Origin of the sequence: Enterobacter sp. EC_64 (assembly GCF_019584165.1) — a bacterium.
Lineage (GTDB): Bacteria > Pseudomonadota > Gammaproteobacteria > Enterobacterales > Enterobacteriaceae > Enterobacter > Enterobacter roggenkampii.
The window spans coordinates 90,997-116,826 of record NZ_VDAS01000009.1 but is presented as its reverse complement, the minus strand read 5'-3'; the positions used below and the strand labels follow the sequence as shown (position 1 = coordinate 116,826).

Annotated in this window: 26 protein-coding genes and 2 tRNA genes; 12 read left to right on the top strand and 16 right to left on the bottom strand. The window is 56.5% G+C overall.

Translation table 11 applies throughout. The annotated features are described in order from the left end of the window. Positions 1–49: 49 nt before the first annotated feature. The 3 genes from pykF to FHC52_RS09560 all read right to left on the bottom strand — a co-directional run bounded on the left by pykF (position 50) and on the right by FHC52_RS09560 (position 4,367). Positions 50–1,462: a pyruvate kinase PykF gene (gene pykF, locus FHC52_RS09570; protein WP_008500621.1), complete on the bottom strand. Its 1,413-nt coding sequence runs from the start codon at positions 1,460–1,462 to the stop codon at positions 50–52. A 377-nt stretch (positions 1,463–1,839) separates the two neighbouring features. Then, positions 1,840–2,985: a PLP-dependent aspartate aminotransferase family protein gene (locus tag FHC52_RS09565; RefSeq protein ID WP_032674616.1), complete on the bottom strand. Its 1,146-nt coding sequence runs from the start codon at positions 2,983–2,985 to the stop codon at positions 1,840–1,842. Positions 2,986–2,996: 11 nt separating this feature from the next. Then, positions 2,997–4,367, bottom strand: coding sequence for a cystathionine beta-synthase (locus FHC52_RS09560; RefSeq protein WP_087450767.1), 1,371 nt, complete (start codon positions 4,365–4,367; stop codon positions 2,997–2,999). Positions 4,368–4,767: 400 nt separating this feature from the next. Between FHC52_RS09560 and FHC52_RS09555 the strand changes: the two genes are divergently transcribed. The 4 genes from FHC52_RS09555 to fumD all read left to right on the top strand — a co-directional run bounded on the left by FHC52_RS09555 (position 4,768) and on the right by fumD (position 7,607). After that, positions 4,768–5,790, top strand: a complete 1,023-nt coding sequence (locus tag FHC52_RS09555; protein WP_049121389.1) for a methionine ABC transporter ATP-binding protein — start codon at positions 4,768–4,770, stop codon at positions 5,788–5,790. Continuing rightward, complete coding sequence (locus tag FHC52_RS09550) at positions 5,783–6,451, top strand: methionine ABC transporter permease (RefSeq protein WP_008500617.1); 669 nt, start codon at positions 5,783–5,785, stop codon at positions 6,449–6,451. The genes FHC52_RS09555 and FHC52_RS09550 overlap by 8 nt, the downstream gene beginning before the upstream one ends. A 23-nt stretch (positions 6,452–6,474) precedes the next feature. Then, complete coding sequence (locus FHC52_RS09545) at positions 6,475–7,287, top strand: MetQ/NlpA family ABC transporter substrate-binding protein (RefSeq protein ID WP_008500616.1); 813 nt, start codon at positions 6,475–6,477, stop codon at positions 7,285–7,287. 110 nt (positions 7,288–7,397) lie between these two features. Beyond that, positions 7,398–7,607 (top strand): fumarate hydratase FumD, encoded by a 210-nt coding sequence (fumD, locus tag FHC52_RS09540; RefSeq protein ID WP_023343959.1) that lies wholly within the window; start codon positions 7,398–7,400, stop codon positions 7,605–7,607. Here fumD and FHC52_RS09535 read toward each other — a convergent pair. From FHC52_RS09535 to FHC52_RS09520, 4 genes are read right to left on the bottom strand one after another with little or no spacing between them, the layout of a single operon-like run. After that, positions 7,588–8,274 carry an amino acid ABC transporter permease gene (locus tag FHC52_RS09535; protein ID WP_039266187.1) on the bottom strand — a complete coding sequence of 229 codons (687 nt, stop codon included), beginning with the start codon at positions 8,272–8,274 and terminating at the stop codon, positions 7,588–7,590. The two genes, fumD and FHC52_RS09535, sit on opposite strands and share 20 nt — an antisense overlap. Then, positions 8,258–9,034, bottom strand: a complete 777-nt coding sequence (locus tag FHC52_RS09530) for an amino acid ABC transporter permease (protein WP_023292644.1) — start codon at positions 9,032–9,034, stop codon at positions 8,258–8,260. Before FHC52_RS09530 ends, FHC52_RS09535 begins: the two co-directional genes overlap by 17 nt. After that, positions 9,034–9,849, bottom strand: a complete 816-nt coding sequence (locus tag FHC52_RS09525; protein ID WP_045353762.1) for an amino acid ABC transporter ATP-binding protein — start codon at positions 9,847–9,849, stop codon at positions 9,034–9,036. Before FHC52_RS09525 ends, FHC52_RS09530 begins: the two co-directional genes overlap by 1 nt. A gap of 1 nt (position 9,850) precedes the next feature. Further along, entirely contained in the window at positions 9,851–10,681 is an 831-nt protein-coding gene (locus FHC52_RS09520) for an ABC transporter substrate-binding protein (RefSeq protein ID WP_021241119.1), read from the bottom strand. 245 nt (positions 10,682–10,926) lie between these two features. Here FHC52_RS09520 and FHC52_RS09515 point away from each other — a divergent pair, with 245 nt between their 5' ends. Both FHC52_RS09515 and FHC52_RS09510 read left to right on the top strand, forming a co-directional pair. Beyond that, positions 10,927–11,094 carry a hypothetical protein gene (locus tag FHC52_RS09515; protein ID WP_008500610.1) on the top strand — a complete coding sequence of 56 codons (168 nt, stop codon included), beginning with the start codon at positions 10,927–10,929 and terminating at the stop codon, positions 11,092–11,094. A 144-nt stretch (positions 11,095–11,238) separates the two neighbouring features. Then, positions 11,239–12,645 carry a DUF1996 domain-containing protein gene (locus FHC52_RS09510; protein WP_021241120.1) on the top strand — a complete coding sequence of 469 codons (1,407 nt, stop codon included), beginning with the start codon at positions 11,239–11,241 and terminating at the stop codon, positions 12,643–12,645. A gap of 45 nt (positions 12,646–12,690) precedes the next feature. On the opposite strand, the gene FHC52_RS09505 is transcribed toward FHC52_RS09510, so the two are convergent. Next, positions 12,691–12,831, bottom strand: a complete 141-nt coding sequence (locus FHC52_RS09505; RefSeq protein ID WP_008500607.1) for a hypothetical protein — start codon at positions 12,829–12,831, stop codon at positions 12,691–12,693. A 126-nt stretch (positions 12,832–12,957) separates the two neighbouring features. Here FHC52_RS09505 and FHC52_RS09500 point away from each other — a divergent pair, with 126 nt between their 5' ends. After that, complete coding sequence (locus tag FHC52_RS09500) at positions 12,958–13,740, top strand: MBL fold metallo-hydrolase (protein WP_126288051.1); 783 nt, start codon at positions 12,958–12,960, stop codon at positions 13,738–13,740. A 72-nt stretch (positions 13,741–13,812) separates the two neighbouring features. Next, on the top strand, positions 13,813–14,448 hold the full coding sequence (locus tag FHC52_RS09495) for a carbonic anhydrase (protein WP_023292639.1): 636 nt from the start codon (positions 13,813–13,815) through the stop codon (positions 14,446–14,448). A 28-nt stretch (positions 14,449–14,476) separates the two neighbouring features. Here the strand turns inward: FHC52_RS09495 and FHC52_RS09490 are convergent, their stop codons facing one another. From FHC52_RS09490 to mdtK, 4 genes are all read right to left on the bottom strand, one after another. Then, a complete protein-coding gene (locus FHC52_RS09490) occupies positions 14,477–16,072 on the bottom strand; it encodes an FAD-NAD(P)-binding protein (RefSeq protein WP_126288053.1) in 1,596 nt (531 codons plus the stop codon). Positions 16,073–16,191: 119 nt separating this feature from the next. Beyond that, positions 16,192–16,268: transfer RNA gene (locus FHC52_RS09485), tRNA-Val, on the bottom strand. Between the two features lie 4 nt (positions 16,269–16,272). Then, a tRNA-Val gene (locus FHC52_RS09480) sits at positions 16,273–16,349 on the bottom strand. A 153-nt stretch (positions 16,350–16,502) separates the two neighbouring features. Then, a complete protein-coding gene (mdtK, locus tag FHC52_RS09475) occupies positions 16,503–17,876 on the bottom strand; it encodes an MdtK family multidrug efflux MATE transporter (RefSeq protein WP_021241123.1) in 1,374 nt (457 codons plus the stop codon). A 225-nt stretch (positions 17,877–18,101) separates the two neighbouring features. Here mdtK and FHC52_RS09470 point away from each other — a divergent pair, with 225 nt between their 5' ends. Further along, complete coding sequence (locus FHC52_RS09470) at positions 18,102–18,743, top strand: riboflavin synthase (protein ID WP_008500602.1); 642 nt, start codon at positions 18,102–18,104, stop codon at positions 18,741–18,743. A gap of 31 nt (positions 18,744–18,774) precedes the next feature. On the opposite strand, the gene cfa is transcribed toward FHC52_RS09470, so the two are convergent. Both cfa and punC read right to left on the bottom strand, forming a co-directional pair. Then, positions 18,775–19,923, bottom strand: coding sequence for a cyclopropane fatty acyl phospholipid synthase (cfa, locus tag FHC52_RS09465; RefSeq protein WP_126288056.1), 1,149 nt, complete (start codon positions 19,921–19,923; stop codon positions 18,775–18,777). Between the two features lie 298 nt (positions 19,924–20,221). After that, positions 20,222–21,421 (bottom strand): purine nucleoside transporter PunC, encoded by a 1,200-nt coding sequence (punC, locus tag FHC52_RS09460; protein WP_220420051.1) that lies wholly within the window; start codon positions 21,419–21,421, stop codon positions 20,222–20,224. Positions 21,422–21,535: 114 nt separating this feature from the next. Here punC and punR point away from each other — a divergent pair, with 114 nt between their 5' ends. Continuing rightward, positions 21,536–22,447: a DNA-binding transcriptional activator PunR gene (punR, locus tag FHC52_RS09455; RefSeq protein ID WP_008500598.1), complete on the top strand. Its 912-nt coding sequence runs from the start codon at positions 21,536–21,538 to the stop codon at positions 22,445–22,447. A gap of 17 nt (positions 22,448–22,464) precedes the next feature. On the opposite strand, the gene purR is transcribed toward punR, so the two are convergent. Next, positions 22,465–23,490 (bottom strand): HTH-type transcriptional repressor PurR, encoded by a 1,026-nt coding sequence (purR, locus tag FHC52_RS09450; RefSeq protein WP_014883552.1) that lies wholly within the window; start codon positions 23,488–23,490, stop codon positions 22,465–22,467. A 297-nt stretch (positions 23,491–23,787) separates the two neighbouring features. Here purR and FHC52_RS09445 point away from each other — a divergent pair, with 297 nt between their 5' ends. Continuing rightward, positions 23,788–23,877 carry a YnhF family membrane protein gene (locus FHC52_RS09445; RefSeq protein WP_008500596.1) on the top strand — a complete coding sequence of 30 codons (90 nt, stop codon included), beginning with the start codon at positions 23,788–23,790 and terminating at the stop codon, positions 23,875–23,877. Positions 23,878–24,040: 163 nt separating this feature from the next. Continuing rightward, the gene (locus FHC52_RS09440) at positions 24,041–25,207 is read left to right on the top strand and encodes an MFS transporter (RefSeq protein ID WP_063618002.1); all 1,167 of its coding nucleotides are present in this window, start codon (positions 24,041–24,043) and stop codon (positions 25,205–25,207) included. 38 nt (positions 25,208–25,245) lie between these two features. On the opposite strand, the gene sodB is transcribed toward FHC52_RS09440, so the two are convergent. After that, entirely contained in the window at positions 25,246–25,827 is a 582-nt protein-coding gene (sodB, locus tag FHC52_RS09435) for a superoxide dismutase [Fe] (RefSeq protein WP_063436416.1), read from the bottom strand. Between the last annotated feature and the right edge of the window lie 3 nt (positions 25,828–25,830).

Sequence of the window (25,830 nt, the reverse complement as noted above, 5' to 3'; positions counted from 1 at the left end):
AAAGCGCCCAATGGGCGCTTTTTATCCAAATTAATTCGTTCGGGAATTATTACAGCACGTGAACAGATGCGGTATTGGTGGTGCCGCTTGGTACCAGGGCGCCAGAAACCATTACCACAACGTCGCCTTTCTGTGCCAGACCGCTTTCCAGAGCCAGTGCTTTACCCTGAATGTAGAAATCGTCAGTAGAGGCGATCTCTTTAACCAGGTGCGCAACGACGCCTTTGCTCAGCACCAGCTGACGAGCAGTGGTTTCGTTGGTGGTCAGGGCCAGGATGGTCGCATCCGGGAAGTATTTACGCACGGCGCGCGCAGATTTACCGCCCTGAGTAGCAACCACAATCAGTGGTGCTTCCAGTTTCTCAGCAGTTTCTACCGCACCGCGGCATACTGCTTCGGTGATACGCAGCTTGCGGCTGTCGTTGTTGAAGTCCAGACGGCTGGTCATCACGCGGTCAGTACGTTCACAGATGGTCGCCATGATGCCGACCGCTTCCAGTGGATATTTACCTTTCGCGGATTCACCGGACAGCATTACTGCGTCAGTACCGTCGAGAATGGCGTTTGCCACGTCGCCTGCTTCAGCGCGGGTTGGGCGTGGGTTTTTGATCATGGAGTCCAGCATCTGCGTGGCGGTGATAACCACTTTACGCGCGCGCACACACTTCTCGATCATCATCTTCTGCGCGAAGATCACTTCTTCAACCGGGATTTCAACGCCCAGGTCACCACGTGCAACCATGATGCCGTCAGACGCTTCGAGGATTTCGTCGAAGTTGTTCAGGCCTTCCTGGTTTTCGATTTTGGAGATGATCTGGATCTTCTCGCCGCCGTGTGCTTTCAGGTGCTCACGGATTTCAACCACGTCGGAACGCTTACGGATGAAGGAGGCCGCGACGAAGTCAACGCCTTGCTCGCAGCCGAAGATCAGGTCCTGTTTGTCTTTTTCAGCCAGGGCTGGCAGCGCGATGGAGACGCCCGGCAGGTTAACGCCTTTGTTTTCGCCCAGGTCGCCGTTGTTCAGCACTTTACAGATAACTTTGTTGCCTTCGATAGCGGTGACTTCCATACCGATCAGACCATCGTCGACCAGCACGGTGTTACCAACGGACAGATCGCTGGTGAAGCCTTCGTAGGTCACTGCAACGATTTCGCTGTTGCCGATAACGGATTTGTCGGTGGTGAAGGTGAAGGTCTGGCCCGCTTTCAGAGAGACGTCGTTACCGCCTTCCAGCTTGATGGTACGGATTTCTGGACCTTTGGTATCCAGCAGGATGGCCGCTTTTTTACCGGTCTTGCTCATCACGTTGCGCAAGTTCTGGATGCGCTGGCCGTGTTCTGCGTAGTCGCCGTGGGAGAAGTTCAGACGCATCACGTTCATGCCGGCATCCAGCATTTTGCTTAGCATCTCTTCAGATTCGGTTTTCGGGCCGATAGTACAAACAATTTTCGTCTTTTTCATGACAGTCTTAGTCTTTAAGTTGGGAAGGATATGGAAATCTCGCTCCGGGGGCGCACCGCCGCGGAGTCAAACCTGTGTTGCAAAAGAGTATATGACACGCACTAAGGATAGGAGACATCAAATGAGCGTGCAGAAGAAAGTGTGCCTGAGTGACAGCCCAACGAAGGAGAGGAGAAGTTGTACGTTGTTTTTTGTATTCCAAGCGCTGAAACCATTCACCAGGGGTTAGGCGCGCATTATACGCTGATTTTAAGATAAAAGGAAAATGGAAACGGTGTTTCAGAAATAATCTGTGCTGTTTCACATAATATTGTTATCAAGGCGTTAAGCCATGATGACAACTTATCGCGGCAGGTGAGGGACCTGCCGCACTTTGCTTATTTTTGCAGCGCCTGGCTGAGGTCGGCAATCAGGTCTTTAGGATCTTCAATCCCCACCGACAGGCGGATCAGCTGCGGCACAATGCCGTTTGCGAGGCGTTGCTCCAGCGGAATCGAGGCGTGGGTCATGCTGTAAGGCTGGCTCACCAGACTTTCCACGCCGCCCAGGCTTTCCGCAAGGGTGAACAACTTCAGGTTGCGAATCACCTCGGTGGCGCGTTGCGCATCGCCTTTTACCACGACGGAAATCATGCCACCGGGCAGCGCCATCTGCATGCGGGCAAGCTGGTACTGCGGATGCGATTCCAGTCCTGGATAGTACACGTTTTCGACCAGCGGATGCTGCTCCAGCCATTGCGCAATCGCCAGCGCGTTGGTGCTGTGCTTTTCGACCCTCAGCGCGAGCGTGCGAATACCGCGCAGCGTCAGGAAGCTGCTGAACGGATCCAGAACGCCGCCCACCGCGTTTTGCAGATAGCCCAGCTTATCCGCCAGTTCCTTGTTGTCCCCGACAATCGCCAGCCCGGCCACCACGTCAGAGTGGCCGTTAAGGTATTTGGTGGCAGAGTGCACCACGATATCGAAACCGGACTCCAGCGGACGGTGGATCACCGGCGACGCGAAGGTGTTATCCGCCACGCTGATGACGTTATGGCGACGGGCTATCGCCGCAATCGCCGCCAGATCCGCCAGCTTCAGCAGCGGGTTGGTTGGCGTTTCGACCCAGACCATACGCGTTTCCGGGCGAATGGCGGCCTCGAGCCCGGCCAGGTCGTCCGGTTTGACCCAGCTGACCTGCAGCCCGGTGCTGCGCTTGCGCACGTTTTCAATCAGGCGGTACGTCCCGCCGTAAACGTCATCAATGGCGACAATATGGCTGTCTTTATCCAGCAGTTCGAGCACCGTGGAGATGGCCGCCAGACCGGAAGCGAAGGCGTAGCCGCGCGTGCCGCCTTCCAGTTCGGCGATGGCGGTTTCCAGCGCATGGCGGGTGGGGTTGCCGCTGCGGGAGTACTCATAGCCGGTATGCTCCCCGGGCGCGGGTTGCGCAAACGTCGAGGTGGCGTAAATTGGCGGCATAACGGCGCCGTGCTGGTCGTTAAATTCGCCGCTGTGAACGCTGAGGGTGGCCAGATTTTTCATCATTGATTCCTTTATTGCTGTAGACGGTTGCGCCAGGCGGTCAGAACGTCGCTGCGCGTAATCAGACCGAGAAAACGGTCGTTGTCATTAATGACGGCCACCAGGCCGCGGTCGAAGATGGCGTGCAGGGCGCTTTCCGGCGCGTGCTTGTCAAGGAACTCGACCTGACGCGTCATGGCTGCCGTCACCGGCAGCGCGAAGCGATCGCCGTCGCCGCCGATATGCCGCAGGAGATCCCACTCGTCGATAATGCCCACCACCTTGCCGTTCTCCAGCACCGGCAGCTGGGAGATGTCATACAGACGCATGCGCGCCAGGACGGTGGAAAGCGTGTCGTCCGGGGCCGCGGTGACGGTGGCACCTTCGTCGTGGCGCAGGGCGATGTAGTCGGAGAGATCGCCGGCCTGAGGACGCGTGATGAGCCCCTGCTGTCGCATCCAGTCGTCGTTAAACATCTTCGAGAGATATTTATTGCCGCTGTCGCAGGCGAAGGTCACCACCCGCTTCGGCGTGGTCTGCGCCTGGCAATACTTCAGCGCGGCCGCCAGCAGCGTGCCGCTGGAGGAGCCCGCCAGAATGCCCTCCGTTTTCAGCAGCTCGCGCGCGGTGGTGAACGCTTCGCGGTCGGTGATGCGCCAGGCGCGATTCACCCCTTCAATGTGGGCCAGCGGAGGAATAAAGTCTTCGCCAATTCCCTCAACCAGCCAGGAGCCCGCGTCGTGGTAGCGTCCGGTTTCCACCTGGTCGGCGAGAACGGATCCGGCCGGGTCAGCCAGGACAAATTCCGTGTGCGGAGAGTGCTCGGCGAACCACGCCTGCAGGCCGCCCAGCGTGCCGCCTGAGCCGACACCCACGACGATGGCGTCGATCCTGCCGTCAAGCTGTTCATACAGCTCAGGCGCCGTGGTGGTGCGGTGCGCCAGCGGGTTGGCTTCGTTGTTGAACTGATCGATGTAAAACGCGCCCGGCAGTTCGTTCGCCAGACGCTGGGCGTAATCCTGGTAATAGGCAGGATGGCCTTTGTTGACGTCGGAGCGGGTCAGCACCACCTGGGCACCCAGCGCGCGCAGGTGGAAAATCTTCTCGCGGCTCATTTTGTCCGGCACCACCAGGATCAGCGAGTAGCCTTTCTGGGCGGCGATCAGGGCCAGGCCGAGACCGGTATTGCCCGCCGTGGCCTCAATAATCGTGCCGCCAGGCTGCAGCTTACCGGTACGTTCCGCTTCGTTAATCATCGACAGCGCAACGCGATCCTTAATCGACCCGCCTGGATTTTGGTTTTCCAGCTTCAGAAAGAGCGAGCAGGGACCGGTATCAAGCTTATGCAGCTGGATCAGCGGGGTACGACCAATCAGTTCGGTGACGGAGTGATAAATCGTCATGATGTTTTCCTTTCTGGATGTCATGACGGGATGATAGGGCGGTGAAATTTTCTCAATAAAGAACCATTCACTGCTTTTTAGAACAGAAAGGAATATAAATGATGTTTTTGGATGTCAGGACAGCAAGACGTAAAGTTGTCTGGATGTGAGGATGGCTATATCCGCATAAAATGCTGCAAAAATGAGCGTTTTTGCAGGGTGTCAGCCAGCAGATATACATCAGGCAGATAATCATTGCTGAAATTCATCTAAATGCTGCCCACCCGGTAAATCCGCTATTTATTCCCCAAAGTTATAACACATTCTTTTTTGTTCATTTAAAAGCTGATAACGCCTGTTTACTATCGTTTGGACATCCATACTGCTAAACCGCCGCGGGCGGCACGGATAACGAATAAGAATGATAGTTCTCAGCAATATTTCGAAGGTTTTTGACAACGGAAAGGTGGCGCTCACGGCCGTTGATAATGTCAATTTGACGATAGCACAGGGACAGATATACGGGATCATCGGTTACAGCGGCGCAGGTAAAAGTACGCTTATTCGCTTGCTGAATGGTCTGGAAAAACCGAGCAGCGGCAGCGTAACCATCAACGGGCAGAACATTTCTGCCGCAAAAGGTGAAGCCCTGCGCCAGGCGCGTCTGAAGATCAGCATGGTGTTTCAGCACTTCAACCTGCTGTGGTCGCGCACGGTCAGCGAGAATATTGCGTTCTCGATGCAAATTGCCGGCGTACCGAAAGCCGACATTAAGGCCCGCGTGGCCGAGCTTATTGAACTCGTTGGCCTGAAAGGTCGCGAGCATGCCTATCCGTCACAGCTGAGCGGTGGGCAAAAGCAGCGCGTGGGCATTGCGCGTGCGCTGGCTAATCGCCCGGATGTGCTGCTCTGCGATGAAGCCACCTCCGCGCTTGACCCGCAGACCACCGATCAGATCCTCGATCTGCTGCTGGATATTAACCGCCGCTTCAGGCTGACCATCGTGCTGATCACGCACGAGATGCACGTGGTGCGCAAAATCTGCGACCGCGTGGCGGTGATGGAGAACGGTAAAGTGGTGGAAGAGGGAGACGTGCTGAGCGTCTTTACCCATCCGCAGCAGCCGATTACGCAGCAGTTTGTCCGTCAGGTGAGCCAGTACGCTGAAGAAGAAACCTTCAATACCGAACTGGCAAACGAACTGGAAGGGACGGTCATCAGGCTGACCTTTACCGGGCACAGCACGCATAAACCGATTGTGGGTGAGCTCACGCTGCGCTACGGCCTGCCGTTTAACATCCTGCACGGAAAAATGACCCAAACCGCTCACGGCGTGTTTGGTCAGCTCTGGGTGCACGTCGTGGCATCTGATGAACAACTGAACAATATCCTCGCCGACCTGCAGCACAGCGATATTGAAGGCGAGGTGATTAAACATGGCTGAGAATCTCTTTCCGCATCTCAAGTGGGATCAGCTCTGGGCGGCGACGCTGGAGACGCTGTACATGACCGCGCTGTCCGGCGTGGCAACTTTCGTCCTGGGCATCGTGCTGGGCCTGGCGCTGTTTTTAACCGCGCGCGGCGGACTGTTCCACAACCGCACGGTATATAGCGTCATTTCGATTGTGGTGAACGTGTTCCGCTCGATTCCGTTCATCATTTTGATTGTGCTGCTGATCCCGTTCACCAAGACCGTTGTCGGCACCATTCTTGGCGCCAACGCGGCGCTGCCGGCGCTGATTGTGGGTGCCGCACCGTTCTACGCACGCCTGGTGGAGATCGCCCTGCGTGAAGTGGATAAAGGCGTCATCGAAGCCACACGCTCGATGGGCGCACGACTGAGCACGCTCGTGTTTCGGGTTTTACTGCCGGAATCATCACCCGCACTGGTCTCGGGTATTACGGTGACGCTGATTGCGCTGGTGAGCTACAGCGCCATGGCGGGGGTGATTGGCGCCGGTGGTTTGGGAAATCTGGCTTATCTGGAAGGATTCCAGCGCAACCATGGTGACGTCACGCTGGTGGCAACGGTGACCATTCTGATCATCGTTTTCATTATCCAGTTCTGCGGCGATGTCATTACTTCACTGTTAGATAAACGCTAATAAATACACACAGGAACCACATCATGAAAAAGACACTGACACTGATCGCCGCTGCAACCCTGAGCGCCCTGAGCTTCGCCTCCTGGGCCGACACCCTGACCGTGGGCGCGTCCAACACGCCGCATGCGGAAATTCTGGAGCAGGCAAAGCCGATTCTGGCGAAGCAGGGTATCGACCTGGAGATTAAACCGTTCCAGGACTACATTCTGCCGAACACCGCGCTGGCGGGTCATGACATCGACGCGAACTATTTCCAGCACATTCCTTACCTGAACAGCGTGCTGAAAGATCATGCGGGCGATAAAGACTACGATTTTGTCAGTGCGGGCGCGATCCACATTGAGCCAATCGGCATCTACTCCAAAAAATACAAGTCGCTGAAAGACCTGCCGGAAGGTGGCAAGATCATCATGCGTGACGCGGTTTCGGAAGAGGGCCGTATTCTTTCCATCTTCGAGAAAGAGGGCGTGATCAAGCTGAAGCCGGGCATCGATAAAGTCACCGCGCGCATCAGCGACATCGTCGAGAACCCGAAAAAACTGAAGTTTACGCCTAACGTGGAAGCGTCTCTGCTGCCGCAGATGTACAACAATAACGAAGGCGACGCGGTGGTGATTAACGCCAACTACGCGATTGACGCGGGTCTGGATCCGGTTCACGACCCGATTGCGGTTGAGAGCGGTGAAAACAACCCGTATGCCAACATAATCACCGTGCATCGCGGTGACGAGAAGAAGAAGGACATCGTCGCGCTGGTGAACGTGCTGCACTCGAAAGAGATTCAGGACTGGATCCGCACCAAGTACAAAGGCGCGGTCATTCCAGTAAACAACTAATTGACTGATTTTACAGATGAAGCCCGGCGAGTCTCTCGCCGGGCTTCTTTTTTGTATCCGGCAGGAGAATCATTTAAGCTCAACGTTTAACAGGCAATGGAGTGATGACGATGGGTAACGTGACCAAAGATGAAGCGCTGTACCAGGAGATGTGCCGGGTGGTCGGAAAGGTGGTGCTTGAGATGCGTGATTTAGGGCAGGAGCCAAAGCATATTGTCATTGCCGGTGTTCTGCGTACCGCGCTGGCGAACCAGCGCGTGAAACGCAGTGCATTGACAACCGAAGCGATGGAAACGGTGGTTAAAGCGCTGGCCGGGTAAGGCGCCAGCGCTTCGCAATCTGCTCAAGCGAGCAGCAGAGCAGGTAATAGACCACGCCCGTAAAGATAAAAATGGCCGCCGGGTAGATTTGCACCCGGTTGTTGACCTGTCCCGCCACCGTGGTCAGCTCCGGGACGTTCACGATAAACGCCAGCGACGTATCCTTCAGCAGGCTGATAAAAATCCCCACCAGCGACGGCAAAATATTCCCCAGCGCCTGCGGCAGCAGCACGCGCCACAGGGTTTGCTGCGTGCTGAATCCCTGTGACAGCGCGGCTTCGTACTGCCCGGTCGGCAGCGCGCTCAGCCCGGCCAGCACCGAGTGCATCACGGTGGCCGCCGTAAACCAGGCCAGCGCCAGCGTGACGGTCAGCGCTCCCGGCAGATCGCCCCCGGTGATGAGCGGCAGGAGATACCACATCCAGAAAATCACGAAGATGAGCGGGATCCCGCGAATCAGCTCTGCCCATAAAAAGAGGGCTTTGCGCACGAGCCCGGTAAAGCGCCAGGCCAGGCACGCGAGCGCAATCCCCGCGGGCAGGGCGATAACGGCTGCTCCAGTCGCCATCATCAGCGAGAGCAACACGCCTCCCGGTTCACCGGCTGCCGCGCGTCCCCACAGCAGATAATCGAGGTTATCGGTGATGACATTAAGTCCGGCAATCATGTTTTTCACTCCCTGCGGTGACGACGATCGGACGTTTACGTTTCGCCTGCGGCCCAAGGCGAACCAGCACCATTCCCATGACCAGACCGGTCAGGAGATAGAGTGCAGTACCGAGGGTAAATGCCTCCAGCGCGTGCGCGTTATAGCTTTCGATCTGCCTGACCTGGTAGGTGAGCTCGGCGAAGCCAATCCCGCTGGCGAGCGAGGAGAGCTTCATCAGGTTGAGATACTGGCCCACAACGGGCTGCCAGGCGTTAGCCAGCCCCTGCGGCAGCAGGATGTAGCGAAACACGCGCCACGTGGAGAAACCCTGGGCGAGCGCCGCCTCCCGTTGCCCGGCTGGCACAGACCGCAAGCCTGATTCCACTTCTTCGATTAAAAACGCCGAGGTAAATACGCCCAGCCCCCAGGCAGAACATAAAAATTCGGGCGTAAACCACCAGACGTCGCCGGGCAGAATGGACCAGCTGTGATCGGCGTTGACCGCGTCGCGAAACGCCTGCGGCAGGCCGTTCCAGGCGGCAAAATACCAGAACAGCAGCTGCACCAGCAGCGGGGTATTGCGAAACAGCGATACCCAGCCGCTGACGATCGCTTTCCCGACGCGTCCACCGGACAGGCGCAGGAGCATAAAGAGCAGTGCGAGCAGGCTGGCCAGCGCGATCCCCGCCAGCGTCACCCACAGGGTGGTGAGAAATCCGGAAAGTATCCACTGCAGAGGCTGTCCGGTCAGTACTCCCTGCCAGTCGAGCGCGGGCATTACAGATGCTCCTGATGCAGCGGGTCCAGCACCTTTTGCAGGAACCGCTGCGCGCGCGGATGCGCTGGCTGGCTGAAAAACTGCGCTGGCGGCGCGGTTTCCAGAATGTGCCCGCCGTCGATAAAGACAATCCGGTCGGCGATTTCCCGGGCAAACTGCATCTCGTGGGTCACCACGATCATCGTGATCCCGCTGTGGGCGAGGGCTTTCATCACAAACAGCACCTCACCAATCATCTCGGGATCGAGTGCCGACGTCGGCTCGTCAAAGAGAATGATTTGCGGTGACGAGGCCAGGGCGCGGGCAATCGCCACCCGCTGCTGCTGTCCACCGGAAAGCTCAGCCGGGTAATGGTGGGCTTTTTCCAGCATCCCGACTTTCTCCAGCAGGGCTAGCGCGCGCGCCTGAGCGGGGAGCGGCTTCCAGCCGTGGACGTGCTCAAGCGCCAGGGTGATGTTCTGGCTGGCGGTGAGGTGGGCATAAAGATTGAACTGCTGAAACACAAACCCCACGCGGCTTCGCAGCTGGCGCAGCCCGCTACCGGAGAGCTTTCCGGTAGGCTTGTTGTCGACCAGGATCTCCCCGCCGCTCAGGGGTTCAAGCTGGTTGATAAGACGAATCAGGGTGGATTTACCGGAACCCGACGGGCCAAGGATGGCCACCACTTCACCGGGCGTAATAGTGAGGTTAATGTCGTTTAAAACCTGATGGTCACCGTAGCGTTTGTCCACGTGGCGAAACTCGACGCTGGCCTGTTCCAGATGTGAAAAATCCGCGGCACCGGCCGCGGAGTGGGAAAATAAACCTGAGAGCATATTACTTAGCTTCTATTTTAAAGGCGCGAGGCTGTGGGGCTGGGGTGCCTGGACCAAACCAGACGTCGTAGATTTTAGCCGCCTGGCCGTTCTTCTCGAGATTGACCAGCTCATCGTTGACGGCTTTCAGCAGCGCCGTTTCACCTTTTTTCACCCCGACGCCAATCTCTTCTTTGCTCAGCAGGTCGGGCAGGATTTTGAAGTTCGCTTTATCCGGCGCCTGCGCCAGCAGACCGGCCAGAATGGTGCTGTCCTGAGTGATGGCCTGCACGTTGCCGTTGCGCAGTGCGGTCAGCGCCAGGGGAATGTCGTCATAAGAGAGGACGCGGGACTGCGGGAAGCGCTGGTGCAGCGCCTGCTCGCCCGTCGTGCCTTTGACTGCGCCAATGCGCGCCCGGCTGTAGTCATCGAGCTTGTCCGGGGATTTCGCCGGAACGAGGAACTGCTGGCCGGTAACGAAGTAAGGCGTCGAGAAATCAATCACCTGCGCGCGTTCTGGGGTGATGGTGATATCCGCCACGATCAGGTCCGCCTTCCCGGACTGCAGCAGCGGAATGCGGTTGGCCGGATTGGTGGCAACCAGTTCAAGCTTCACGCCGAGCGAGGTTGCCAGCGCTTTGGCGAAGTCCACGTCGTAACCCACGATCTCATGCGTTTTGGCATCAATCGAGCCAAACGGCGGGTTGGCATCAAACGTGGCGACTTTCACCACCCCTGCTGCCTTGATATCCGCCAGCTGATCGGCCTGCGCCTGCGCTGAAAACAGGCCCCAGGCTGCCACTACGCCCAGAACCAGCGTCCGTTTTTTAAACCCTTTCATTTTTGCTGCCATAGTCATACGCCATCCCGTTGTTTTTGTTTTACCCCGTTACGCTCCCATAAGGGAAAGCTATCGCCAAATAAGAAATCGTTCTTTGCTATGAGCAAAAAAGCATTAGTGAACAAGGTGTTAATGAAGCGTGAAAAGGACGGGGCGCTATTTGCAGATCCTGCACATCGACAGTGGATTTTGGTATTTCCCCTGCACGGGAGTGGGGTGCTTAACTGAAGGCAGATACGGCGAGAGAGGGTAAGACGATGAAAAAATGGATCAGCACGTTACGGCGGTTTTTTGCGACCCGACCAGCGAATGCGGAGAACAGCGCGCAACGTGTTCTTGAGTCGATACTGCCTGTCGCCAGCCTGTATGGCGTAGACGTTGCCAACATTGACCCGGAGTGGTTCCATGATAAAACGCCACGCTGAACTGCGCCGCACGCGCGAAACGTACTGGAATGAGGTGTGCGTGACGTCTGTAAAGCCTCAAAAGACGGAAAAGTACGCTCTGAATCATTCGGTTAATTAGCCCGCTTTTGTTACCAATGTGTCCTTTCAGTCATGGAGAAAATGATGAAACGGACCACGTTAACACGCGCGCTTTCTGTCCCTGCGCTACTTTTCACAATTCATGCGGCACACGCCGCACCGCAGGCGCATGTTGTTTGCGGCTATTCCCATACCCTTGGCGATGACGCCATTATGATGTACGGCATGCCCAACGAGGCCATGCTGCACGACTTCTTCGGCAACGTGCAAACGGATGCTGACTCCAGCCGTGAATCCCTGCGCCGGGATGAAAAGACCACCTGCGATAACAAAGCCGACAGCTCTGCCTACTGGGCACCTTCGCTTCGCCTGCCTGACGGCACGGTCGTCAAACCGGCGTATCAAAAAACCTATTATCAGGCATCGAACGTGGACGCCTGGCCGCTACACCCTTTCCCGGCGGGGCTGTCGCTGCTGGCGGGCGACCATCACGGTAGTGCGCCGAATCCACATATCACCTTTTTATGTGCCAACGGCAAGGGTTACACCACCAAAACCGGTGAGGTCTGCGGCTTGCGCAAGGCGAACGATGCCGTGCAGTTTAATATCGGCATTCAGTTTCCTAACTGCTGGGATGGAGTGAACCTGAAGCCTGCCCATGGTCTGATTAACGCCACCTACGACGTCAAGGGGCAGTGCCCGTCCACCTTCCCGGTGAAAATTCCCACCGTGAACATGAACATTGCTTACGTACTCCCGACGATTAGCTCGCTTGATACCAGCAAAGTGCAGCTCTCCATGGACCCCATCATGCACGGCGATGAGCGAGAAGAGCGGTGGGGTAGCCTGTATACGGCGCATGCAGATTTTATGAACGGCTGGACGGAAGACGCCGCGCGCTTTATGACTGACCTGTGCATGAACCGCGGGTTAGATTGTGGCACCACCGTCCCGTATGGTTATTCCAGAGCGAAGGCCAACGTCTGGCTCAGCAGCCTGGAGCCAGACCTCTCCCAGCCCGAACCGCAGGTTTTACTGGTGCAGGATAACTGGCAGAACGGGGGACGCACGAAAAACAGCGAAACGCTGTCGCTGGTGAAGTTCCACATTCCCCCTCTGCCTGCCGGGCAGGATCCTTCGCAGTTTACATACCGCGTGCGGATTTATGGCGGCAAAGTGGAAACTAACGGTGCCGATCAGATCTTCTTCTATCCGGCCAGCAATGACTGGGATCCTGCTACCGTAAGATGGGCCTCGCGTCCGGCCTGTAACTATCGCTCCGACGCAGTGCTCTATCTGAACCATTCTCGTGAATACCGGATGGTGAACGTGGACAAAGCCGTGCGCAAGGCGCTGGCGGAAGGAAAAACCGAAATCTCGTGGTATATCGGCGGTGACCGCCAGGGGAATCATTACCAGTTCGAACCGGCGTCTTCATCAGAAAGCCTGGTTCTGATGCTAACGGGGTTTAAAAAGACGCCTGAGCTGTAATCTTCCCCGCATTGAAAAAAGCACCGGTTTTCCGGTGCTTTTTTATCAGATCTTGCAGGCGTCGCCGCAGTCGTCGTCGGCAATAATCGCCTGCGCTTTTTTATCCGCATCGTCCAGACGTTCTGCGTTACGCTCTTCCGCTTCATCCAGACCGTTAAAAACTAAGTTATCGAGATCAATTTCCATCTTGCACCTGCTCTATTCGGTTTTTTGATACTGGCACAGTATAGGGTAAAAAACGCCAGCAATGTACCTCGCAGCACATAAGGATAATCCCTGCCATACTCAGTGCTTTATCACTGAGGAGCGCTCATGATTACACTCTGTAGAACCTGCGGTACTTCTTATGAGGGAACGCCGGAGAGATGTGCTATTTGCGAGGATGAACGTCAGTATGTTCCGGCCAGCGGCCAGGCGTGGATCGATTACGCGACGGTAACGGCGACACACGCCAACAAATGGCAGCAGCTGGAGCCGCAGTTATTCAGTATCAAGACGGTACCCGCTTTTGCCATTAACCAGCGGGCACTCCTCCTGCGTACCCCCTACGGTAACATTCTCTGGGACTGCATCGCCAACCTTGATCCTGCAACCCAAACGCTCATCGCCGCACTCGGCGGCCTTCGCGCGATTGCGATTTCGCATCCGCACTATTACACCACGATGCAGGAGTGGGCCGCGGCTTTCGACGCGCCGGTCTATCTGCACGTAAGCGATAGCGAGTGGGTGATGCGCGACAGCCCTGCGATTCATTTCTGGGAGGGCGATGCGCTGGAGATAGTACCGTCGGTTACGCTGCTGCGTCTCGGCGGGCATTTTGCGGGCGGAACGGTACTGCACTGGCAGGAGGGCGAGGGCGTTTTACTGGCGGGAGACATTTTGCAGGTGACCCCAGGGAAAGAGGCCGTGTCGTTCATGTGGAGCTACCCGAATATGCTTCCGCTGCCTGCCCGTACGGTTGAGGACGTTACCCGGCGCCTGTCGGGAAAATCGTTCGCCCGTCTTTACGGCGCGTTCGAAGGGCAGAACATTCCGGCAAACGCCGATGACATCGTGCAGCGGTCGGGCCAGAAATATATTGCTTGTCTCAAGTGAAGCACGGTGGGTAAACTTTGCGAGTGTGATCTCGATCATGCCTAAACGAAAACAGATAAAAGAGAAATTGCTATGCAACATATCATTGAAGGTTTTCTCAGCTTTCAAAAAGAGATTTTCCCGCAACGTAAAGAGCTCTTTCGCAGTTTAGCGTCCAGCCAGAATCCCAAAGCGCTGTTTATCTCCTGCTCCGACAGCCGTCTGGTCCCTGAACTGGTCACCCAGCAAGAGCCGGGACAACTCTTTGTTATTCGTAATGCTGGCAACATTGTTCCACCGTTCGGGCCGGAGCCAGGCGGCGTCTCTGCCACTATCGAGTACGCGGTAGTGGCGCTGGGCGTGACCGACATCGTGATCTGCGGTCACTCCAACTGCGGCGCGATGAAGGCGATTGCCGATAACGCGAACCTGGAGCCGATGCCTGCTGTATCGCACTGGCTGCGCTATTCCGACGCGGCAAAAGCCGTGGTAGAGAAGAAAAGCTGGGATAAGCCGATCGATAAAGTGAATGCGATGGTGCAGGAAAACGTCTTTGCGCAGCTCAGCAACATCAAGACCCACCCGTCCGTCGCGGTGGGCCTGCGTAATAACTCGCTTCGCCTGCACGGCTGGGTATACGACATTGAAAGCGGCAAAATTCTCGCCCTGGATAAAGCGACGAAAACCTTCGTCTCGCTGTCTGAAAACCCGGAAGTGTTCTTCGAATAATCTCGCGTTGCAGGGCATGGAAGCCCTGTCAGTTCTCCACGTACGGCAACCGACGCCGTATACCTGAGGCCGGTTTTTCAGCCGCCTTCGCCATCGCTTCTGCAATCTCCGCACACTCTGCCAGCCCCTGAACGAAGGGACGATCGTGCATCAGCCACGGTATTGCGCCGAAGGCGATGCGCCCACGAACCGTTTCTGGCGCTTGTAACGTGTAATCCTCGCCGATGTCGGGGATCTCATCGCCCGTCTCCTCAAGCTGTCCGCGCAGCGATGGGAAAGGCAGATCGTTTGTTTTAAGCGGCTTTTGCCCGCGCGCATCAATAAAGACGTCGAAACGATAAACGGTCTCTTGTGTGGTGATGACTGTCCGATTGCTGCCGGCATCAAGCGTGTAATCATCGCCGAGCGCCGCCACGCTAATGATGCCGGCCTCGCGAAGCGCAAGCAGCCTGCGGATAGACTGCGGCGGGATGGCGGCATAGTTGTCGATAAACACGCGGGCGAGGCCCTGCTTAAAGCGCTCTCTGTCCTCTTCGTTGAGGTGGGGCACAATCTCCTGAACCACCTCATGCAGTCGAAGGACGGTATAGCGCCAGGCCACGGTGCGCCGTTCGCGTTTATTGCGTTCAACCTCGTTGAGATTCTCTTCCGCCCAGGTAAAGGGCCCGTGGCGCTTACGATCCTCAAACCAGGCCTCACGAATGGTGTCCGCATTCAGCGTATGCAGAGACATTTTCTCGCACCACGCCGGGTCGGCGAGTTCAAGCTCTTTCACCATCAGGGCAAAGACTCGGTCAAGCAGGCCATCCGGTCCTTTGGCTATCTCGCTTTCCACTACGAATTCGGTCAATACCGACAGCGGTTCATAAGGGATGGGGCAGTAAAAATCGGCTTCCGGGAGAATGCCCGTCCGTGACATCAGCGTAATGTTTAACCCTTCGCTGCCGCTGTCGAGGATGAATTTACCGTCACGAAACTCGCCGTGCTGCATCACCACCGCCATAGCCGCGTCCAGACCGCTCAATGAGGTGCCCATAATGCCCACGCGGCAAGGGGGAATGCGGGCGTCCATCAGGCCGGACCACGGGCTTGGGAAGAACGTGCGCGTGGCTTCATCCTCCTCTGGCCAGACGTGGCCGGTGGCAATAACCGCCAGGTCGAATTTATCCGCTAATGTGCGGTCATTGAGCGAAATCGTCACGCCGGTTGTCGAAGGGTTGATGTCGGTGACCTTCGCAGATTCATGGACCTCAACCTGGAACCCCAGCTTTTTCGCCTCTTTTACGATTGAACGAAAGCTGTCGCGAAAATACTCTCCCAACAGGAGCCTGGGCAGGAACTGCCGATCGTGCAGGCTGGCTTTATCAACTTTAAAGCGCGCCAGATGGTCGTCGCTTTGCTCCTTAAGCCAGTCGAGGTAGGTCATAAAAATGGGCGGGATTTCAATGCTCGCAATGTTCGCCAGCATCAGCCGGGAATTATCATCATCGTTATAGGGCATGCCCACGCCAGCTTCATCGGCCTGTTCAAAGACGGAAACGGAGAGTGGGGTATTGTTATTAAGCAGATGATAAAAGGTGTAAATTCCCGTGGGGCCGGAGCCGATAATCGCGATCTTCTTCATCAACACGTTTCCTGTGTTTCTTTCCATAGGAAAAGCGTAGCAGGAGAATAATGATGAAAATAAGGGATTAAGAAAATTCAGGGTAACTGAGGAGAATTTGCACCATTTCAGGACTGAAATGGTGCGTCCGAGTGGACTCGAACCACCGACCCCCACCATGTCAAGGTGGTGCTCTAACCAACTGAGCTACGGACGCAGAATGGTGCGTTCAATTGGACTCGAACCAACGACCCCCACCATGTCAAGGTGGTGCTCTAACCAACTGAGCTATGAACGCAACGTGTTGTCGGTGACAACGGGGACGAATATTAGCGGCACAGCACCGAGGTGGCAAGAGGGAAAATGCAATTTTCTCTCTGATTTCACGCGATTGCTGTATTACCGCGCAAAGTGAAGAGAAAGTAGCCGCCGGGCGGCGGCTACTGCGTATTTAACGTGCAGCGCGTTGCAAAATGATCGTTGATGGCTGGCGCTGCAGGAAGCGCATGCGCAACATCATCATAATTGCCGCCGACGTCAGGCCGATGATAAAGCCCATCCAGAACCCCGCCGGTCCCATGCGGTCAACCACCAGGTCGGTCAGGGCCAGAATATACCCACACGGCAGACCCAGCACCCAGTAGGCGATGAAGGTGATAAAGAAAATGGAACGCGTGTCTTTATAGCCGCGCAGCACCCCGCTGCCAATCACCTGGATGGAGTCCGAAATCTGGTAAATCGCGGCTAGGAGCATCAGGTGCGAGGCCAGCGCGACGACTTCCGGATTGTCGTTGTAGAGCAGGGCAATCTGCTCGCGCAGCGCCACGGTAAAAAGCGCCGTGCAAATGGCCATGCAGACGCCGACGCCCAGTCCGGTGCGCGCGGCGGTTTGCGCATCGAGCGTCGAGCCTTGCCCCAGGCGGAAGCCCACGCGAATCGTCACTGCTGCGGCCAGCGACATCGGCAGGACAAACATCAGGGAGCTGAAGTTGAGCGCAATCTGATGCCCGGCGACGTTCACAATGCCCAGCGGGGAGACCAGCAGGGCGACCACGGCAAACAGGGTCACCTCAAAGAACAGCGCAAGGGCAATCGGCAACCCTAACTGCACCAGGCGCGTCATGATGTTCCAGTCCGGCGTGCTGAATCTGTTCTCGTTACGAATATCACGCATGGAGCGGGCGCGCTTCACGAAGGTAAGCATTGAGAAGAACATGACCCAGTAAACGGCGGCCGTCGCCACGCCGCAGCCGACACCGCCCAGCTCCGGCATCCCGAAATGACCGTAAATAAAAACATAGTTAACGGGAATGTTGACCAGCAACCCGATAAAGCCCATCACCATGCCGGGCTTGGTTTTCGCCAGACCTTCACACTGGTTACGCGCCACCTGGAAGAAGAGATATCCAGGCGCCCCCCAGAGCAGGGCGCGCAGATAGCCCACGGCTTTGTCCGCCAGGGCCGGGTCAATGTTATGCATAGCGCGAATGATATGGCCCGCGTTCCAGAGCACGACCATGATCAGCACAGAGACAAACCCGGCCAGCCAGAAACCCTGGCGGACCTGATGGGCAATGCGCTCGCGGCGCCCCGAGCCATTGAGCTGAGCGATAACAGGCGTGAGCGCGAGCAGCAGACCGTGGCCGAACAGGATGGCCGGAAGCCAGATTGACGTGCCGATAGCAACGGCCGCCATGTCGGTGGCGCTGTAGCCACCTGCCATTACCGTATCCACAAATCCCATTGCGGTCTGGGCCACCTGCGCGACGATCACGGGTATAGCCAGTGCCAATAGCTGGCGCGCTTCATTCATGTACTTCTGCACGTGAACACCTTTATTTTGTAGTTATATGAGAGACTAAAAAAGCCGCCGAAACGGGCAGCAAGAAGAAAATGCAGGGGGGTGCCAGCTATTGTAGCGGGCTTTAGCTATTTATCTAGTGAAAAAATCGCCAGAAAATGCGCTCCGCTGGCAACCTGTTTTTCCAACTGTTATTGTGGAGGGATTAAACGGTGTCATCACCGTTCGGAAAAAACAGGAGTTGTAAGCATGTTTACTGGTATTGTGCAGGGCACTGCCAAAGTGGTGTCCATTGATGAAAAACCTAATTTCCGTACTCATGTTGTTGAGCTGCCGGAATATATGCTTGAGGGCATCGAAACCGGCGCCTCGATTGCCCATAACGGCTGCTGCCTGACCGTGACCGAAATTAACGGCAACCAGATTAGCTTTGATTTAATGAAAGAGACGCTGCGGATCACTAACCTGGGCGAGCTGGTGGTAGGCGATACCGTCAACGTTGAGCGCGCGGCGAAGTTCAGCGATGAGATTGGCGGCCATTTGATGTCCGGGCACATCATGACCACTGCCGAAGTGGCGAAAATCGTGACCTCGGAAAATAACCGTCAAATCTGGTTTAAAATGCAGGACCCGTCATTAATGAAATACATCCTCTATAAAGGATTTATTGGCATTGACGGGATTAGCCTGACGGTGGGAGAAGTGACGCCAACGCGTTTTTGCGTGCATTTAATTCCTGAAACGCTGCAGCGCACCACGCTGGGCGCGAAAAAATTGGGGCATCGCGTGAATATCGAAATCGATCCGCAAACCCAGGCTGTGGTTGATACGGTGGAGCGCGTGCTGGCAGCAAAAGAAGCCGCAATAATAAAGACCGCAGAAGAAGAATAAAAAATAACCCCGGCTATCCGGGGTTATTTTTTTAGCGTGCGACACGCAGTCCGTGTTCAATCCCCCGGCTGAATACCACCTGCCAGAGCTGAATATCCCGTGCGCGAAACGCCCCCGCGCAGGCATTCAGATAATAGCTAAACATCCGTTTAAATCGTTCTGAATAGTTGTCCGCAATCTCGGGCCAGGCTTTCTGGAAACGTTCATGCCATGCCATTAAGGTGGTGTCGTAGTCCGCGCCAAAGTTATGCCAGTCTTCCATCACGAAATGGGATTCACTGGCGTTGGCAATCTGGCGAACGGACGGTAAACAACCATTCGGAAAGATGTATTTATTGATCCACGGGTCAACGTTGTTGTCGGTCCGCTTAGAGCCGATGGTGTGCAGCAGGAAGAGGCCGTCCGGTTTCAAATTACGATCCACCACCTCAAAGTAGGTGTCGTAGTTTTTTGGCCCCACGTGCTCGAACATGCCGACGGAAACGATCCGGTCGAACTGCTCGTTCAGGTCACGGTAGTCCTGCAGCCGGATATCCACGTCAAGCCCCTGACAGCGCTCCCGCGCCATTTTTTGCTGTTCCGCTGAGATCGTCACGCCGACCACGCTGACGCCGTAGTGCTTCGCCATAAAATACGCCAGCCCGCCCCAGCCGCAGCCGATATCCAGCACGCGCATGCCGGGCTGTAGCTGCAGCTTCTCGCTGATCAGGCGCAGCTTGGACTGCTGTGCTTCTTCAAGCGTCGACGCGTCTTTCCAGTAGGCGCAGGAATATTGCATGAAAGGGTCCAGCATGCGGCTGAACAGGTCGTTGCCGAGATCGTAATGTTCTTTGCCGACGATCCAGGCGCGTTTTTTACTTTGCAAGTTAAACAGTCGGGCAGAGGCGACACGCAGGGTGTCTTTCAGATTGCGGGGGAGTTGATTTTCCAGACCGGCGCGCAACACGCTGGCAAAAAAGATATCCAGACGTTCGCACTCCCACCAGCCGTCCATATAACTTTCTCCCAGGCCTAACGATCCTTCCCGCAACACGCGTTTAAAAAAGTCGGGATGTTTTACCTGGGGATCGGATGGCGAAGATCCGTTGATAGTGATGCCTGCTCGACCTAACAGTTCACTGACGATCCGGGACCAGTTGTCGTCCGGAACGCTGACTTCTTCTATACACGATGAACTCATAGCTTCTCCATCACCCTGATGTGATCAGAACCTTCAAACAGCGTAGACGCTTTTTTTGGTTTGTGAGAAATCTCACGGTAAATACCGCGAGGCTAGTATCCGACGTAGAACAGAGGAAGGGAGATAACCCTTGCCGAAATGCCTTCCATGGTAAAACGGGAGCACTCCGGCTCCCGTTAACACTTAATATTTATCGTATTTAATCGAACCAAATTTAGTATAGGCCTCAAAATTTGGTGATTCAATAGAAAATTGTTAGCAACCTAATCACTGAAATGTAACATGATTTCTGGCGCAATCAGGCATGCGAAGTTTCCACCTGCGCGCCGTTATCCTGCTCGCGCTGCGCGGACGCCTGCATGCGGTAACCCAATACCGCCAGCGCTACGGTGAACAGCATCACGCTGGTGGTGGTCAACAGCGGCGTGGCAATCAGTGCTGAGACCACCAGACTTGCGAGGAAGCACAGACCCAGCTGCAGGGTATTTTGCAGCGCGGCGGCGCGGCCTGTCGCCTGCGGGAATGGACGTAATGCCTGTGCCACCACGATCGGGTAGATCGCTCCGTTTGCCACGGCCATCACGCAGAAGGGGACCAAAATTTCAGCCAGACCCGCGCCCGGAATAAACCCGACGGCCCAGGTACCGATGACGCTCAGCGCATAGAGCACCAGCAGCCATGGCAGCATCTGCTGACCTTCCCATTTTTGCAGCGCCGCGCGGCAGCCGTACCCGCCCACCAGGAACGCGATGGTCTGCGGAACATAGCTCAGACCGATGGCCGCCGGGCTGTAGCCCATATCGTGCAGAATAAACGGCGAGCCGGTGAGCCACGCGAAGAAGCTGGCCGAACAGGCGGCATAAATCAGGACATTCCCGCGATACGCTTTGGCGCTCAGCAGGGAGGTGAAGGTAATCGGCGTCGCGTCGGCATGCGCCTCTTTTTTATGCGCGGGCTTAAGGACAAACGCCGGCAGCATCAGCACCAGCGTGATGGCAAACAGCGTGGCAAAAATGGCCTGCCAGTCAAAGTGCGCGAGGATCCAGCTGCCCAGCAGCGGAGCCAGGGCAGGGGAGAGGCCCACCAGCGGCATAATGGTGGCGAAAATACGGTTTGTGCGGTTAGCCGGGAAGTAGTCGGTCACCAGCGCCTGCCAGGTCACCGCCGCGGCACAGACGCCCACGGCCTGAACGAAGCGCAGCACCAGCAGCCAGGTGGCATCGCGCACCCACAGCATCCCCAGGCAGCCCACGGCAAAAATGGCCAGACCCAGCAGCAGTACCGGTTTACGGCCGAAGCGATCCGAGAGCGGTCCCCAGAGCAGCTGGGCGAAAGCAAAACCGGCAAGGAACAGGCTCAGGCTGGCGCTGATGGCCGCGGCAGGGGTTTGCAGGTCTTCCTGCATCGCGGCAAACGCGGGCAGGTACATGTCGGTGGCCAAAAAGCCCAGCACGCTTAAGCCGCCGAGCCAGACTAAAAATCCTTTCCTGGGTTGCATTCTTTTATTCTCCTGAGGAGGCAGGTGTACGTTGGCGCAGAGTGTAGGGAGTGCAAAGCGGCTTGTGAAACGCTAATATTTGGCGGGTGCATTCAAATTTTTTGCAGGCAGAAAATGTGGTCAGATTATTCTCTTGAAGTGGTCGATGCTGTTGCGCGTAACGGCAGCTTTAGCGGTGCAGCGCAGGAGCTGCACCGCGTCCCTTCGGCCATCAGCTACACGGTGCGTCAGCTTGAGGAGTGGCTGGCGGTTCCGCTGTTTGAACGGCGGCATCGCGACGTGGAATTAACGCCCGCCGGAGCATGGTTTTTGAAAGAAGGGCGTTCTGTTATCAAAAAAATGCAGATCACCCGCGAACAGTGTCAGCAGATCGCCAACGGCTGGCGGGGGCATCTCGCCATCGCGGTAGATAACATCGTGAAGCCGGAACGCACGCGACAAATGATCGTGGATTTCTATCGTCATTTCTCTGACGTCGAGCTACGGGTCTCGCAGGAGGTGTTCAACGGCGTCTGGGATGCGCTGGCGGACGGCAGGGCGGAGATGGCGATTGGCGCGACGCAGGCGATCCCGGTCGGGGGACGTTACGCCTTTCGCGACATGGGTATGCTGAGCTGGAAATGCGTGGTGGCCAGCGATCATCCTCTGGCAGCGATGGAAGGTCCGCTGAGCGACGATACGCTGCGCAACTGGCCGTCGCTGGTGCTGGAGGATACGTCCCGTTCATTGCCCAAGCGTATCACCTGGCTTCTGGACAACCAGCGGCGGGTGGTGGCTCCTGACTGGGAATCATCGGCGACGTGCCTCAGCGCCGGGCTGTGCGTCGCGATGGTGCCCGCTCATTTTGCGCGTCCGCGCATCGATACCGGAGAATGGGTTGAACTGACGCTGGAGAATCCGTTCCCGGACGCGGCCTGCTGCCTGACCTGGCAACAAAATGATGTCTCGCCCGCCATGGCCTGGCTGCTGGATTATCTGGGGGACAGCGAAACCCTAAACCGGGAATGGTTACGGGAGCCAGCGTAGCTGGCCCCGTCAAGGGATTAACGACGGTAGTCGCGGAACGGACCGTCCGCAACGGAACGGCGTTCAATCAGGCGCGGGTGAACTTCAATGGACTGCGACTCTTCGCGCTTGTTGACGATCCTGTCCAGCAGCATATTGAAGGCCGTTTCGCCCAGCGAATCTTTTGGCTGGTGAATGGTTGTCAGCGCCGGGGTAAAGAAGCGCGCGTTACGCACGTTGTCATACCCGATCACGGAAATATCCTGCGGTACGCGCAGACCCAGCTCATCGGCGGCGCAGAGTGCGCCCATGGCCATGATGTCACCGCCACAGAAAACGGCGGTCGGGCGGTGCTGCTGGGAAACGATCTGCTGCATCGCGCGGTAGCCTGATTCCGGCTCAAAGTCGCCCTGCACGATCCAGTTTTCCGGCACGGTGATGAGCGCTTCTTCCATCGCTTTCATAAAACCGGCCAGACGGCCCGCGCCGGTGTTACGCTCCAGCGGACCGGGGATCACGCCAATCTCGCGGTGACCGCGTTCGATCAGGTAACGACCCGCCATGTAACCGCCTTCGAAGGCGTTGTCGATAACGGAGTCGGTGAAGTCCGCGCGCGCTTCACCCCAGTCCATGACCACCATGGGGATATGGCGATACTCTTCCAGCATCGACAGCACGGATTCCGGGTACTCGGAACACATGACCAGCAGGCCATCGACGCGCTTTTGCGCCATCATCGACAGGTAGGCGCGCTGTTTTTCTATGCTGTTCCACGCGTTGCCCAGAATCAGGGTATAGCCTTTCTGGAAGCAGTTCTTCTCTACCGCTTCAATGATCTCGGCAAAATAGGCCGCTTCACTGCTGGTCGCCAGCAATCCAATGGATTTGGTGTGATTAACCTTGAGGCTGCGCGCAACCGCACTTGGCGAATAGTGCAGCTCTTTGATCGCTGCCCAGACGGCGTTGCGCGTCTCTTCCGCCACAAAGCGGGTTTTGTTAATTACATGTGATACGGTTGTAGTGGAAACGTTTGCGCGTTTTGCTACGTCTTTAATTGTTGCCATTAAATGTCACTCCAGACCATATCCTAAACTCCTGAAAAACTTGAAGGTAAACGTTTGCCTTCTCTCACCCTTATCACGCAATCTTGAATTGCGGCACGCCGGGAAAACGACACGGGACGTCAGGAGGGGGTCAATGGCCGGTACGCTAATAAATTTAGCGTGGAATTTTGTCCTATCTTGATGAAAAGGGGAAGAGGTAAAGTGTTTATCAGCCTAAATCCAGGAAGATTTTTGACGTAAATTATGCAAAAATGAGCAGGCTCACTTTTCGTGGGGGGATTAAAAGGAGAAAAATTGATGAGTTCCGATCTGAAGTTTTCGCTGTTCACCACCGTGGTTGTGCTGGCTCTGATTGTCGCTGCGGGTCTGACGGCCGCGCTGCACTGATTTACGCGGAGGGAGAGCCTTCTCCCTCCCGCTCACCTCGATTGTTACTCCTAAGGCAAAAATCTTTTGCCATTTTGTTAACTTCTCATTTTTTGTGATTGATGTCATGCTTTCCGCTTCTTTGTTCTGTGTCACCACATGACACGGCATCCGGAGTTGACGCATGAAAATAAATTTTCCCCTGCTGGCCCTGGCGATTGGCGCTTTTGGGATTGGCACCACTGAATTTTCCCCGATGGGGTTACTGCCCGTTATCGCCCGCGGCGTGGACGTCTCGATCCCTGCGGCCGGCATGTTAATCAGCGCCTACGCCATTGGCGTGATGGTGGGGGCGCCGCTGATGACGCTTCTCCTTTCACACCGCGCGCGCCGCAATGCGCTGATTTTCCTGATGGCGATTTTCACCCTCGGCAACGTGCTTTCGGCCATTTCGCCGGACTACACCACGTTGATGCTTTCGCGTATTCTGACCAGCCTTAACCACGGCGCGTTCTTTGGGCTGGGGTCGGTTGTGGCGGCAAGCGTGGTGCCGAAACACAAGCAGGCCAGCGCCGTAGCCACCATGTTTATGGGCCTGACCATCGCTAACATCGGCGGCGTTCCTGCGGCAACCTGGCTGGGCGAGGTCATTGGCTGGCGGATGTCCTTCCTGGCGACGGCTGGACTGGGCGTGGTCGCGATGGTGGCCTTGTTCTTCTCCCTGCCAAAGGGCAGCGCCGGAGAACGTCCGGAAGTGCGTAAGGAGCTGGCGGTGCTGATGCGCCCGCAGGTGCTCTCCGCGCTGCTGACCACCGTGCTGGGGGCAGGGGCGATGTTTACCCTCTATACCTATATTTCACCGGTGCTGCATGACATCACCCACGCAACGCCACTCTTCGTTACCGCGATGCTGGTGCTGATTGGCGTGGGCTTCTCGATTGGCAACTATCTCGGCGGGAAATTTGCCGACCGTTCCGTGAGCGGAACGCTGAAGGGCTTCTTAACCCTGCTGATTGTTATCATGATCGCCATTCCGTGGCTGGCGCGCAACGAGTTTGGTGCCGCGATCGCAATGGTCGTCTGGGGGGCTGCAACGTTCGCGGTGGTGCCACCGCTGCAGATGCGCGTGATGCGCGTCGCGCATGAAGCGCCGGGCCTCTCATCCTCGGTCAATATTGGTGCTTTCAACCTGGGCAATGCGCTCGGTGCGGCGGCCGGTGGGGCCGTGATTTCCGGTGGGCTGGGGTACAGTTTTGTGCCGGTGATGGGGGCGATTGTTGCCGCGCTCGGTCTGCTGCTGGTGATGATGTCGGGTCGTAAACAGCCAGAAGCAGCCTGCGCTGCGGAATAAACCAAAAACGCAGAAGGGCGAACCCTTCTGCGTGTCTCTTACGCGGTGAAGTTCTTCGCCACAAAGTCCCAGTTAACCAGTGCCCAGAAGTGCTCCAGGTAGTTAGGGCGCGCGTTACGGTAATCGATGTAGTAAGCGTGTTCCCATACGTCCACGGTCATCAGCGGCTTCGCGCTGGTGGTCAGCGGGGTGCCTGCGTTAGAGGTAGACACGATAGCCAGTTTGCCATCCGCCTCTTTGACCAGCCACGTCCAGCCTGAACCGAAGTTCTTGATGGCGGCATCGGTGAATTTCGCTTTGAATTCCGCGAAGCTGCCAAAGGCGGCGTTGATGGCGGTAGCCAGTTCACCGACAGGTTCGCCACCGGCGTTTGGCGCCAGGCAGTGCCAGTAGAAGGTGTGGTTCCACACCTGAGCGGCGTTGTTGAATACGCCACCCTCAGAACTGCGGACGATCTCTTCCAGCGTTTTGCCTTCAAAATCGGTGCCCTTGATCAGGTTATTGAGGTTGGTGACGTACGTCTGGTGATGCTTGCCGTAGTGATATTCCAGGGTTTCCGCAGAAATGTGCGGGGCCAGGGCGTCTTTTGCATACGGTAGTGCAGGTAATTCGAACGACATTGC